This window comes from Caecibacteroides pullorum, assembly GCF_019239235.1.
Classification (GTDB): Bacteria; Bacteroidota; Bacteroidia; order Bacteroidales; family Bacteroidaceae; genus Bacteroides; species Bacteroides pullorum.
Genome location: NZ_JAAZTS010000002.1, coordinates 136,393 through 149,679, shown reverse-complemented (window position 1 = coordinate 149,679; position 13,287 = coordinate 136,393). Strand labels below are relative to the sequence as shown.

10 protein-coding genes and 1 tRNA gene are annotated in these 13,287 nt (G+C 49.6%); 4 read left to right on the top strand and 7 right to left on the bottom strand.

The features are described from left to right. From HF894_RS02530 to HF894_RS02520, 3 genes are all read left to right on the top strand, one after another. A complete protein-coding gene (locus HF894_RS02530; protein ID WP_204970975.1) occupies positions 1-441 on the top strand; it encodes a phage holin family protein in 441 nt (146 codons plus the stop codon). 97 nt (positions 442-538) lie between these two features. Continuing rightward, positions 539-1,111 carry an N-acetylmuramoyl-L-alanine amidase gene (locus HF894_RS02525; protein WP_204970974.1) on the top strand — a complete coding sequence of 191 codons (573 nt, stop codon included), beginning with the start codon at positions 539-541 and terminating at the stop codon, positions 1,109-1,111. A 95-nt stretch (positions 1,112-1,206) separates the two neighbouring features. Next, positions 1,207-1,620 (top strand): hypothetical protein, encoded by a 414-nt coding sequence (locus HF894_RS02520; RefSeq protein ID WP_317196516.1) that lies wholly within the window; start codon positions 1,207-1,209, stop codon positions 1,618-1,620. Between the two features lie 389 nt (positions 1,621-2,009). On the opposite strand, the gene HF894_RS02515 is transcribed toward HF894_RS02520, so the two are convergent. From HF894_RS02515 to HF894_RS02495, 5 genes are all read right to left on the bottom strand, one after another. Further along, positions 2,010-3,257, bottom strand: a complete 1,248-nt coding sequence (locus HF894_RS02515) for a site-specific integrase (protein ID WP_204970972.1) — start codon at positions 3,255-3,257, stop codon at positions 2,010-2,012. 151 nt (positions 3,258-3,408) lie between these two features. Continuing rightward, positions 3,409-3,482: transfer RNA gene (locus HF894_RS02510), tRNA-Arg, on the bottom strand. Between the two features lie 82 nt (positions 3,483-3,564). Beyond that, a complete protein-coding gene (locus HF894_RS02505) occupies positions 3,565-4,359 on the bottom strand; it encodes an AbgT family transporter (protein WP_204970971.1) in 795 nt (264 codons plus the stop codon). Beyond that, positions 4,349-5,068: a DUF5932 domain-containing protein gene (locus HF894_RS02500; protein WP_021846145.1), complete on the bottom strand. Its 720-nt coding sequence runs from the start codon at positions 5,066-5,068 to the stop codon at positions 4,349-4,351. The genes HF894_RS02505 and HF894_RS02500 overlap by 11 nt, the downstream gene beginning before the upstream one ends. Before the next feature lie 39 nt (positions 5,069-5,107). Further along, entirely contained in the window at positions 5,108-9,415 is a 4,308-nt protein-coding gene (locus tag HF894_RS02495) for a DUF5113 domain-containing protein (RefSeq protein WP_204971123.1), read from the bottom strand. Between the two features lie 297 nt (positions 9,416-9,712). Here HF894_RS02495 and HF894_RS02490 point away from each other — a divergent pair, with 297 nt between their 5' ends. Further along, the gene (locus tag HF894_RS02490) at positions 9,713-10,651 is read left to right on the top strand and encodes a ribose-phosphate pyrophosphokinase (RefSeq protein WP_075317049.1); all 939 of its coding nucleotides are present in this window, start codon (positions 9,713-9,715) and stop codon (positions 10,649-10,651) included. A gap of 90 nt (positions 10,652-10,741) precedes the next feature. On the opposite strand, the gene HF894_RS02485 is transcribed toward HF894_RS02490, so the two are convergent. Both HF894_RS02485 and HF894_RS02480 read right to left on the bottom strand, forming a co-directional pair. Further along, entirely contained in the window at positions 10,742-11,902 is a 1,161-nt protein-coding gene (locus HF894_RS02485) for an MORN repeat-containing protein (protein WP_204969796.1), read from the bottom strand. A gap of 88 nt (positions 11,903-11,990) precedes the next feature. Next, positions 11,991-13,280: a M16 family metallopeptidase gene (locus tag HF894_RS02480; protein ID WP_204970970.1), complete on the bottom strand. Its 1,290-nt coding sequence runs from the start codon at positions 13,278-13,280 to the stop codon at positions 11,991-11,993. Between the last annotated feature and the right edge of the window lie 7 nt (positions 13,281-13,287).

Sequence of the window (13,287 nt, the reverse complement as noted above, 5' to 3'; positions counted from 1 at the left end):
ATGGAAGAGTACTTGAAATTTATCGTACAAGATATCCGAGGAGGTGTTACCATCATTTTTATCTGTTCCATGCTAATCTGTATTGCATGTTTGATGGACATGTGGACAGGTATAGATGCTGCCAGAGCCAACAAGGAAAAAATCCGCAGCAAGCCACTTCGCAAGACTGGCGTGAAGATTGTTGATTACTTCAGGCTGATAATCATCTTCGTGTTAATTGACATCCTTGGGCTGTGCTTCCCTTGGTACAATCTGCCTTACGGTGCCATCATCGGCACTGCAGGTGTCTTATTTGTCGAAGGCTTTTCTGTGGTCGAGAATCTACGCCGGAAACGTAGTCATGCAGCTGAAGTGGCTGATGTGGCTGCCAAGATAGTGAAGTGCCTCACGACCGAGGATGCCGAGAAAATAATCAAGATGATTAAGGAGGAGAAAAAATAAAGGGACTATCCTTGCGGATAATCCCTTAGCTTGGAAGCATACTCATCCGGATCTAGGGAGAGTATATCGCTGCAAAATTAACTAAAAGAAATGAATTATGAAAATACTGATTGATAACGGTCACGGGAGTAATACCGCCGGAAAGCGTTCACCGGACGGTAGGCTGATGGAATATGCCTATACCCGTGAAATTGCAGAACGTGTAGTGCATGAACTCCGCAAGCGTGGCCTCGATGCGGAACGTATCGTGCGAGAAGAAGTAGATGTGCCGCTGGCCGAGCGGTGCAAGCGGGTGAACGAATACAAGGCCAGTGAAGCCATCCTTGTTTCTATCCACTGCAATGCTGCAGGAAGTGGAGCGGAGTGGATGAGTGCCCGAGGCTGGGAGGCGTGGACCAGTGTCAGACAGACAAAAGCGGACAAGCTGGCAACCTGCCTGTATAATGCAGCCGAACGGGAAGGCTTCAAATTGCGCAAGGACGAGACAGACGGTGATCCTGACAAGGAAGGGCACCTGTACATACTCAAGCACACCAAGTGCCCGGCAGTACTCACTGAAAACCTTTTTCAGGACAACAAGGATGATGTGGACTACCTGCTTTCCGAGGAAGGAAAGAAGGCTATTGTCGAATTGCATGTCGATGGGATATGCGAATACTTGAGCGTATGATACGGGGACTAAATACATTCAGGAACATTTTCGTAAGTTCACGAAAATGGGTGTGCATCATATTTCTGATGTCAACAATATGTTCATGTCGGAGCGTGAAATACGTACCAGTCGAAAGTAGCGTAGATAGTATAGTCGTAGAGAAGCTGGTTGAAGTTCAGTTGCCACCTGACAGCGCTACTATTCGGGCACTACTGGAGTGTGATGAGAATGGAAAGGTAGTCCTGTCTTGGCTTGATATCGCCAACAGCAAGAATGCACAGGCCCAGCTGGCTATTGACAGCCTCGGCAATCTACTGGCGAAGATGCGGACGCAACAGGATACCATCTACCTTCCGTCTAAAGAGGTGACGGTTACCAAGGAGGTGAAGGTACCGTATCCGGTAGAGAAGGAGCTCACCCGCTGGCAACAGATGAAGCTGGAGCTGGGCGGATGGGCATTCGGGATTATCATCGCTTTTGCTCTGATAATTGTCGGCTGGATGATATACAAGTCTCGAAAAAAGTAGTATCTTCGTCGTGCAATAACAGAGGTTATGGCTAAAAACTAACAAATGTATCCCCGGCTGCTTAATGGTAGTCGGGGATTTCATTTTAATCTCAGTCTACTTCACCCTAAAGCACACTGGTATCTCACGCGGTTTACCATTGTAGAATTGATAAACGTAGCACTCCACCATCTCACCTTTGAACTTTTGGAGTTTCCTGTTTAAATACTCCCTTACTTCATCCTTGCGGGAGAAGTAAAGACCATCCTCTTCCAGAACAGGTTCACCTGCTCCAATCCATACTTGCAATGAGCATGGACAATTTTTGATAATTTGTTGCATCTTATATTGATTTTATGTAGCGGCTTCATTGCCGCATACACAAAACAAGTAAAGAAGTGTCGGACAAATTATCCTCTCATCAGCATAATATCAGACCTCAGTTCAATATATTCCTTATACTTCTCAGGGTTGTTCACGTAATCTATCACACGAGCAATGGCCATGTCCGCCTGTTTCTGCCGGACTTTGGTGTAATACCTTATCACCCCTTTGGATTTGTCCGAGTGGCCCAAGCAGTAGTCTATTATCCCGTCAGGGATGCCTATTTCCGAGGCGTACTGGGCGAAAGACTTTCTGGCCGAGTAATAGACAACCTTCTCAGTAATCCCCAACTCCTTGGCCAAAGAAGCAAGTGAACGAGTTAAGTACCGTGAGAAGTTTGGATATGAGAATTTATACCCAAAGTCGAGCCTTCCGGTGTTTTTGTTCATCCACAGATTTATGATATCTCTTGCCTGTGAAGGAATGCTGAAGCTGATTGTCCTTGTGCCATGCGTTGTGTTCCGTGATTTTGTTCTGATGTACTCCAGTACTTCCACGTTCTTGAAATTGATTTGCAGTAGATCTATGAGGTTTATCCCTCCGAGGTAGAAAGAGAGACAGAACAAGTCGTGCGCCACCCGAAGCTTTTTCTCTTTCGGATGGGCCAGACGTATTTTGTTGAATACCTCAATGGGCAAATCCACTTCCCGAATGTTGGGTGCCGAGATAGAATAATTCAGGAATGGATGGACGTCGTACTTTACTAATTGCTGCTTCACGCCTCTGTTGATGATGGTTCGTGTTCTGGACATCATCATCCCAAGGGTAGTGTCCCCTACTCCCTTCTTGACCTTCAGAAACCTGGAATACCCCTCAATTAGGACAGGTGTTATATCTGAAAGAAGAATGTCCCCTTTGGTGAACTCTGTAAAATACCGGCTGTTTCTTTCCAGCAGAGTGGCGTAACTATTCCTACCCTCCTCTTCCAGCTCAGAGATATATTTTCGGCACACTGCTTGAAAGGTAGCTTCCTCTTTAGCCGTTGTTGAATTCAATAGTAATTGCCTTAACTGCTTGCAGTCATAAATGGAAATGTTCTCTATCTTGTCAAGCTTTTCTTGATAAGAGTTTAGTAGGTTCCTCAATTTAGTATTGAGAACAGCAGCATCTGGCCTTTTTACAACTTGGCCGTTCTTGAATTGGGATGTAGAGTCAAGCTCAATCTTTGTTGGTATATAACACGTGTCTTGATGATGGCATACAGCAACACGTATTTTATGCTTACCATTCTTAAGCACCTTATATTTTAATATAGAAAGTTTGAGAGTTGCCATGACGATTAAAAGAAAGACAAGTTTTAGACAAGTGATTGTGTCCAAAAATGGACATAAAAATCTTTTTTTTAATCAGGCGGTAGGAATATAGAACGAAAAAAAGGAAGCATAAAAGCATGATAATCAACACTTTTAAGAACTTCCTTCTTTGTGATTCCGTTGCGATTCGAACGCAAGACCCACGCCTTAGAAGGGCGTTGCTCTATCCAGCTGAGCTACGGAACCAGCCTTAATTGCGGTGCAAAGGTAGTTCTTTTTGTCGAAACTGCAAAAAAATAGGAGTAAAACTTCAGAGAAAACATAAAATTCATTGTTTGTCCCTGCTGAAATAGTACCAGCAGACAACCAATAAGGGGATATATTGTATCAAAAAGGACACAATCTGCTGTCCTTGCCACCCCCAGTTGGCCAGTATCCATCCGCTGATACAAGTATCCAAACGAGAATAATCCAAGCAAGCGAACATCTGAGAGGCGAAAAAGCAGACGACCAGATAGAGAACCATGAATCGAGACAGGTACAACATCCCATTCACGACATCATAGTCACGCCGATAACGGCCGCTGATAAAGCCATAACACGTCCCCATCAATACCGCTCCCATTGCAAACAAGAACGAAAAGCCATCTACAAAGGGGGAACGAACCAATCCCCCATCAATGCCACGCAATACCGCCCACGGAGAGAAGGTTGCAAACAATACAATGATCCAATAGACAATCCCTACCAAGATGGAATTCTGTAGAGCCCTCCGCTCTTTGCGTGACAATTGGCGGCATTCGCTTGTCCGATGGCAATAAGACCATCCCCATTTCCGCATACACGCATCCGCCAAACCTGAATGCAAGCATACACTTACGCCAGCCACAACCAGCAGGACTGGTCCCAATGCCCTGAACTCCACATAATTCTCTACGACATGGCGCAAAAGCCAGCGCAAACCTTCGGGACTCAGCAGACTTCGGACACGAATGACCTCTCCCGTTTCTGAGCGCACAATGTTCATGCCATAGACTTCTGAAATCCATGACAAAAACACGACCAGACATGCCAACAGAAAGAATACGGTAGCTGGGTGCCAGATGTATCGCTTACTCTTCATCCGCTTCCAAATTGTCTATATCAAGTATCCTCAACTCCAAGGCACGTACAACCAGACGGGTAGCATTCACGCTCCCTCCTTCGTTGTGTGGGAAAAGGCGACCTACCAAATCGTTCTGACGCTTCTCCAACGACTTCACGCCAAACGGCATTCCCTTCAGATTGGCAATCATCTCTTTTGTGTAGCCTAATGCCAGATGTCGCAAAAAACGTTCGTCATACTCGTCAATGTCGTAGCTGATGATGGCCTCCTGACGTTTGGCCTCGTTCAGTACCGAACGGCGGAATCGCTCTACGATCTTCTCCAGAATGGGATAATTGAAAACCAGTTTCTTACCGTCCATTACCGCCTGCACGTCTGTTTTTGTCAGCAGTTCGCCAGTCTTCAGGATGATTCCATCGGCTCCTGCATCCAGTACATCCACCCACAACTTTTCATTCAAGATTTCACCTGTGAATATCAATACATGCACGCCCGGATACTTGCGAAAGATGTTTCGACAGATATCAACCCCGATTGTTGTGGAACCTCCCAGCCCCAAATCGAGCAATACCAGATCGGGCAGTTCCTTTTCCATCAGCGGCCAAAATTCCTGTTCTGTCATGGCGGTGCCGATCACCTCCGCATCAGGAATCTCATGGCGGAAAATTTCTTCCGTTCCCTTCAACTCCAATTTTACATCTTCTACTATGATTACTTTATATTTCATCGTATCTATCGTTTTTATAAATTCCTTATTTTCTTTTTCCTATTTGCAAGGTACTGTAAAATAGAGCGTAAATCCCCGACCATCTCGGGCAGGCTCCGCATTGATGCGACAGCCACGCCGCCCTGCATATTCGTCATGGTCGCGAACAATCTGCTTGCATATCAGGTATTCCGTCCCTTGCAAGCGCCCATCCTTGCCAGAAGTCATCCGCTCCAGGTTCGGATAGAACAAATGGTTCAATTCGTCCTGCGTCTTCCCACGTCGGGTATCTGTAAAGCAGAAGCGGACAAACTTGCCATCCGCACTTGCCTGAAGACGCAATTCTCCACTCGCAGGCACTGACAATGCTTCGTCTATCAGGTTTTCGAACAGAAAATGCAACTGATGGACATCGCCCACTACCTGCCCTTCTGCCTCGCCCTCTATGGTCAGCGTGACTGAAGCCCGACTATCTTTCACTGCCTTACGAAAGTATTTTTCAGCCGACTTTAGAAGTTCTGCCACAGGGATGACCATCCGTCGGAAAGTCACCTCTTCCAACTGGCGCGAAGCGCAGGAACTGAGCAACGTAAATATGCCTCGATAGTATTCGACCAATTCCTTGATATCTTTGACGGTTTCTTCTTCGCTAGCTGCATCCAAGGTCTGCGAACGGAGCCTTCCGACCAACTGTTTTATCCTATTCGGATAGTAGAGCGTCTCGTGCTTGATGGTAGACAGGCAGTTGTCCAGCACCATATTTTGCACATGCAGCTGGCTGTCTTCATAGGAAGCTCTCCGCGCCTCGTCCTCCGCCAGCTCGATATCGCGGTATTTGGTAGCCAATTTTACCACTGCATTGAAAAGCACGATGGACAAATAGCGCGCCATCAGTTCCAGCAGCAATTGGTCGCTTTCCTGCTCCATGCCCTGCCTGCGCTCCAAATGCAGAACGCCGATACAGCGCTTGGCCCCTCCTGCCTCCACCATCAGCGGCAGCATTTGTGTGCTTGAGGAAAACAGTGTTTTCTGCTCCTCAAAGCACTGTTTTATCAGTCGTATCTCTATGCTTTCGTCGCCTCTTGCCCCACGAGGGCTACATGCATAATCCCAATGACGCGCATCTTCATTATAGATCGCAATGCCCAAACGGTCGATGCCGACAAGTTCGTTGACGGCATGAAAAGTTTCATCCACAATCCGCTGGGGAATCAACTCCAAGCCTTCTTCCTCGCTTCCTGCCTCACGAGGAGTCATGCGCGAGGCTTTGAACACCAGGCTGTCTATCTCGAGCACCTGCTCCAAGTTCCAACGATCGACCAACCGCTTGCGGAAGTAAAGGAAATAATACCCCAACGCCAAAACGAAGAAAAGAAAGACCGTCAGCCAAATGCCTACCATGCGGTTGCTGGCCGATCGCTCCAACTGGCGGCAATAGTCTTCCAGCGACTGGTCCTCACCCAGCAATTTGTAGAGGGCAGTATAGGCATCGTTGTTATACCGATAGGCATCCCAGCGCTTCAACGCCATAAAGGCCACCGCCGCCTCGTTGCGAATGTCCAATATCACATGGTAGTCCGTATCAAACCAGGCATTCCACCATTGCAACTCTGCCGCACTGCCCTCGCCCTCCAATGTCATCGGCGCGTCGACACGCCCATCGCCATATCTGTCGGCATGCTCGTTCAGGCACCACATGGCGGAATCGACATACGCCAACGTCTGCTCGTATTGGCGGTCGATGTTGCTATAGTAGGCCGCATTGGCATAGTCTGACGCCCACAGTAACAGCTCGTCGTAGGCCCCATCCTCGATTTGCGACAGAGAGTCCTGCCCAACGACCGACAATGAATCAACCGCCTGCTTCGTCCCTGCCTGCGTATTTCCTCCCTCGCACGATACCAGCCCTGCTGACAACACTATCACAAGCAATGCCAGTGCCTTCCTCGCCCCTACAGGCAGGCGGAAGTAGAAACGGCTTCCCTTGCCCAGCTCGCTCTCAACACCAAACTTGCACACGCTGAAAAGCGCATTCGTTTTCCGATATTTTTCGATGATCCCCTTGCAGTTCATCAATCCGAAACCACTGCCCTTGCTCTCCTTCAGCTCGTCGCGGTCGTCGGCATCATTCATACCAATGGCTTTCGGATCGTAGATTTTTTCTTCGGTCAGACAGAGGACATCTTCCTTCGACAATCCACGCCCTGTATCCTCCACCGAGATTTCCACATAATCCCCACAACTTTCAGCATATACTTTCACGTGTCCTCCCTGCGGCGTATACTTGCGTGCGTTCTCTACCATTGTATTCAGCATAAACAAGGTCAGTGCCCGATCGGCTTTCACACAAGCGTCGGTAGGCACTACCTCGAACGTCTGCCTGCGCATTTCGAACACACGTCTGCCTTTGCCCAACAACGTAAACAGGTCGTTGAGTTCGAAGTTCTCCACATGGAGGCTCAGCGCTCCCTGCTTCATCTTGATCCACAGGGCCAGGATGTCATTGTATTCATTGATGGTCGTCACCAGTTCGTCCATGTACTGATACTTCTCCGCTCGGACTTCTACCTGACTGACAAGACCCTTGCGCGTCAGCTTGTCCGCCTCGTTGGCCAAACGGTCTATATAAGGATAAATGCCATTGACAATGGCCAGGCAGGCTTTCTTCTCCAGATTGCGCCGCTTGTTGTCGGCTATGTGCCGCTCGTAGACGTAGCGTTGTTTCTCCAGCCTACGCCGTTCGTCGCCCAAGGTAATGGTAGCCATACCATTCTCCAACGCCCATTGCACATAGGGGTTCAGTATCTTCCATGCAGCCATCTGATCGCGCCCCATTTGCAGATGCGGAAACGCCAACCTGCGATCTTCGATACAGAAATCTTTTGTACCAAAAAGCTTCTCTACATCGTCGGCTATGGCACGACAGATGGCATCGGCCACTTCCTCCTCTGCCTGGGCATCGGTAGGGATAGAAGCGGTTATCTTCTGGCCCACATCCAGCAAGAGCTGCAATCGTCGTAGATGTTCCTTGTTGCGTGCCTTCGAACGCCGATTGAAGAACCAGAAGAAGACAAGCACGGCTATGATACCTGTCACTACCACCAGCGACCACAAGTTCAGCTGACGCACGCCTTTCTCCAAAGCCTCGTAGCGGCTTTCCAATTCTTTGTCCTGACGGGTATCGTCCAAGATGTCCAGATAAATGTTTCGGTTATAATCCGAACATTCCTTCCTGCCCAGCCCGGCATAGGACACACTGAGCTGTTCGCGGATGCGCGAGATCCATTCGGGTACAGTCTTCAGCTTATGCTTCATCCAGCCCTGCTCTACAGGGATGGCATCACGACGGTCGAACATTTTCAGAAAATCAAGGCTATCTTCTGCATGACAATAGCGCTGGTGATGCCTGTTCACATAGTCAAGCGCTACCTGCAACGTATCCAACGCCTCCTCGTAGCGTCCATGTTCGTTCAGATAGCACCCTATCGACACGTAAGTGCCTGCAAGCTGGTAAATATCACCATACTGAGCAAACTTCTGTAGAGCAAGCTGTCCCAATCGCATGGGAAGAAGCGTGTCTACAGGCAGCCCAAACCTCTCCAAGGCATGCCCCCGATGGGTGCGGAAGAGTTCATAGGACTCGGGCGAAGCCATCAGCCCTGCCAGCCCCTGAATGCCTGCCGCTTCAAAATAAAGATAATCTGTATGCGACGCACCCAGCCAGGTGGCATACAATTCATCAAACTCACGCAAACTTCGCTCCTCCATCGTCTGGCCGTCCACAAGTCCTGCCATGCCACGGAGGTAATGATATTGGAGCCATTGGCTGGTGTCTGCCGCCAAAGTGGTCACTTCGGGCACACGCCTGATGCATTCCAACGCTTCGGAACGTTGTTGCAGATAATAGTAATAGACAGCCGACACCAGGTAGAACTCCGCACGGGCATATTCCAGCCGCTTGCGCCCACGCCCTTCGGCAAAGAGCGCATCGTCCTCGGCAATGCGGTTCAGGCGACGCAGGGCACTGATGCGATAATCATAGAATTCCTTGTTCATGGCCGTACGCTGATAGACCCTCATCAGGCCGATATCGGCCACCAGCAGCTCCAGCTCGTTCTGCGTCTGGTCGCGGACGGACAAATACAATTCTTCTGCCTTCTCGTAATCCATCTGCATGAAGGCATGAAAAGCCAGATTGTTGCAAGCTTCGGCTTTGCCCGACCGATAGAAGCGAACACTTTGCGACGCCTGCTCTGCCGCCTCGTACAGCGAATCGAGGTTCTTGTAACGAAAGCTGTATGCAGCCTGGTTCAGCGAGTCTACCCGATGCACTTCTGCACGCGGAGCCATGCCTGTACACGAAGCCATTACCCCACACATCACAAGCAAACAGCTCCACACCGATAGTTTCCTATGTCGTCCGAACATTCTTTTCTGCATAGAAACAAAGCTACGAATAAAATCCATAATAACCTTGCAGGAAAGCAAAGAAAAAACGTTTATTATCATTACACAAAGCCAGGCAAAGGAATAGCCATCCTTCGAGACAATCGGAAGGAAAAAAGGCACATTACATTTTTGTAACAGAAGTCTTGGGGAAATCGGCAAGAAATACCTACCTTTGCAGAAGTTTAACAAAAATAGGTAACTTCTATTAATAATACAATGAGCGAAAAAGCACCTTTTTTGGTATTCTCAGGAACAAACTCGAGATACCTTGCAGAGAAAATCTGCGCAAGCCTGAATTGCCCGCTGGGACAAATGAACATCACCCACTTTGCCGATGGTGAGTTCGCCGTTTCTTACGAGGAATCCATCCGCGGAGCAAATGTTTTTCTGGTTCAGTCCACTTTCCCCAACTCGGACAACCTGATGGAACTGTTGCTGATGATTGACGCTGCCAAGCGCGCATCTGCCAAGACCATCAATGCCGTTGTGCCTTACTTCGGCTGGGCCCGTCAGGACAGAAAAGACAAGCCACGTGTTTCCATCGGCGCCAAGCTGGTAGCCGACCTGCTCTCTGTAGCCGGTATCGACCGTCTGATCACGATGGACCTGCATGCTGACCAGATCCAAGGTTTCTTCGACATTCCTGTAGACCACCTGTATGCATCGGCCGTATTCTTGCCCTACATCCAGTCGCTCAAGCTGGAAGACTTGGTTATTGCTACGCCCGACGTAGGAGGTTCGAAGCGTGCCAGCACGTTCTCCAAATACCTGGGTGTGCCCCTGGTACTTTGCAACAAGTCGCGCGAGAAAGCCAACGAGGTTGCTTCCATGCAGATCATCGGTGACGTAAAAGACAAGAACGTTGTCCTGGTAGACGACATCGTGGACACGGCAGGCACCATCACCAAAGCAGCCGACATCATGCTGGCCGCAGGCGCCAAGTCCGTACGTGCCATTGCCAGCCATTGCGTAATGTCCGATCCTGCTTCGTTCCGCGTACAAGAGTCTGGTCTGACAGAGATGGTATTTACCGACAGTATCCCCTACTCCAAGAAATGTGCGAAAGTAAAACAGCTCAGCATCGCCGACATGTTTGCCGAAACCATCAGACGAGTAGTGAACAACGAATCTATCAGCTCACAATATCTGATCTAAACTGATACGAACAGTCAACAATAATAAAGGGCTGCATCCTTCTTCTATCGTATGGATGCAGCCCTTTCTATTTTGTCTTATCGTTAAGGATCAGTTGTTGGGAGCAATACGTCCCATCTTGTAGGTTATCTGGCGGATCAACTTACCATTCTTGTCTTTCTCTACAAAGAGGCCGTCTTTCTTGCCTTGCTTGAAGACGCCTTCAGCCGTATTTCCATCTTTGTCCGTCTGAATGCCTTTTCCTTCCTCCAATCCGTTGACAAATCCGCCTTCGTAGCGTGTTCCGTCCGCCATCTTCAGCTTCCCTTGCCCGTCAAATTGATTGTGTTTCCATTCGCCCTCGTAAGAGTCGCCGTTGTTCCACTTGTAGACACCATAGCCGTTTCGTTCGTTGTCAGCCCAATCGCCGTCGTAGACAGCACCATTGGCCCACGTGAATGTTCCCTTGCCATGCTGACGGCCGTTCATGAAACCACCCACGTACTTGTCGCCGTTGGCATGGATGTAGATGCCTTCGCCTGTACGCTCGCCCTGCACGTAGGAACCTTCGTAGCGGTCGCCCGTGTGGAAGGTATAGATACCCTTTCCGTGCTGCATGTCTTCCTTCCATTCGCCCGTATATTTATCGCCGTTGGCATATTCGAAGGTACCTTCACCACTACGGAAATCGTCCTTCCAATGGCCTTCGTAACGGCTACCGTCGTTCCATACGAGGGTTCCAGTTCCGTTCTTCTTGTCGTTCTTCCACGAACCTGTGTACTTCGAACCGTTTTTCCACGTGTAGGAACCTTGTCCTTCGCGCTTGTCGTTCTGCCAGTTTCCTTCGTAGACGTCGCCGTTGTAGTAGTACATGGTGCCCTCGCCGCTTTGGAAGTCCTGATACCACATGCCTTCATAGCGGTTGTTGTTCAGGAAATAGTAGATACCCTTTCCATGCTGCTGGTCCTGATACCATTGTCCTTCGTAGCGTTCGCCGTCAGAGAAGGTATAGACGCCATATCCCTGACGCTTGCCTTTCTCGTACTCACCCTCGTAGGTATCGCCCGACTTGAATACGGTTTTTCCTTTTCCACTCGGCTTGCGGCCTTTCATCTCGCCATTGTAGACAGAGCCGTCCTTGAAGGTATAGGTACCGATCTTTACTTCCGAAGAAAGCGATCCTTTCAACTTGCTGAAGAAGCCTCCTTCGCTCTGCGCCACAGCCCCTTGGGAGAGACAGGCGCATACAAGTGCTATATATAGACAGTTTATTTTCATGCTGACAATCTCTTTACTTTTATACAACTCAACTCACAAAGGTACAATTTATCCCCGACAGCGGAAAATGCCCTATTGCTTTTTAGGACATTTTTTTACCCGATACCACTTCGTTTAAATTCTCTTTGCAAAAATATTTTTGTGCCAGATGAAGCAGTTCCTCAGCCGTCACCTGACTGATGGCTTCCTGCACTTCTCCAAAGTAAGTAGCCGGCAGACGGGAGGTCTGAAGATAAATCCAGGCGTCAGACAGGGAGAAGGCCGACTCGTAGTTGCGGCACAGCTCGCCCAGCATGTAGTTCTTCACCATGGAGAGTTCTTCGTTGCCCACAGGCTCATGGCAAAGGCGGTCCATCTCGCGATATACTTCGTCGATGAGGGGCTCCACATACTCGTTGGCCGTCTCGGAAGAGATGAACAGCACGCTGCTGCCCGGACAGGAGACAAGTCCTGCGGAAATACCATAGGTGTAGCCTTTCTCCTCACGGATGTTCGACATCAGGCGACTGCCGAAGTATCCTCCAAAGACAGTGACCAACACACGCAGTTTCTGATAGTCGGGATGGTGGCAGGGAATGGTCAGCATGCCCATCCTGACGGCACTCTGCATGGCATCGGGGCGCTCGACGAACACACGGCGGACGTCTGCGGGAGTAGGTTCAAAATGCACGCGCTCGGTCTGACGGACAGAAGCGCCGAAATGCCCCGTCCCAAAGCAGGTTTCCAACCGCCGCAAGCAGTCGTCCGTCACCTTGCCGGCCACGTATATCGAGCAGTTGGCCGCATGGTAGTGGCGGTTGTAGAAATCACGCAACACGTCGGACGTGATGCGGCGATAGTCGGCTTCGCCCACCATCCGACCGCTGGGATGTCCTGCGCCATAGAGGTTTTCCATCAACCCGCGATGCGCCAGGAAGTCCACCTTCTGCATATTCACCTTGAACTGCTGGACGTTGTTCTCCACCACCGTGGCCAGCTCGTCGTCGGGGAAAAGCGGCTCCTTGACCAGGCTCTCCAGCACGTCGAACGTCTGGGGCAGGTATTTGTTGAGCGAATAGAGGGTGACAAAGGCATGCTCCGATGCGCTCGACAGGTCGAGCCACGCACCATAGTAATCCAGCCGTTCGGCTATCTGGGCGGCAGTATAGCGGTGTGTGCCTTCGCGCAGCATGCGGTTGGTGAACAGTGCCTGCAAGGGTTGGCTCTGATGCCAACGGCCGCCTGCCATCAGGATGTCGATGCGCACCACCTCGTTATCGCCTGCGTTGAGCACATTGAGGGCGACGCCATTGGGCAGTGTTATTCGTTCGGGCGCCTGCACCTTCAGGTGTTCAGGCTTTTTTATTTCGGGTTGGAGAGTTCTGTCTATCATTTCTTGA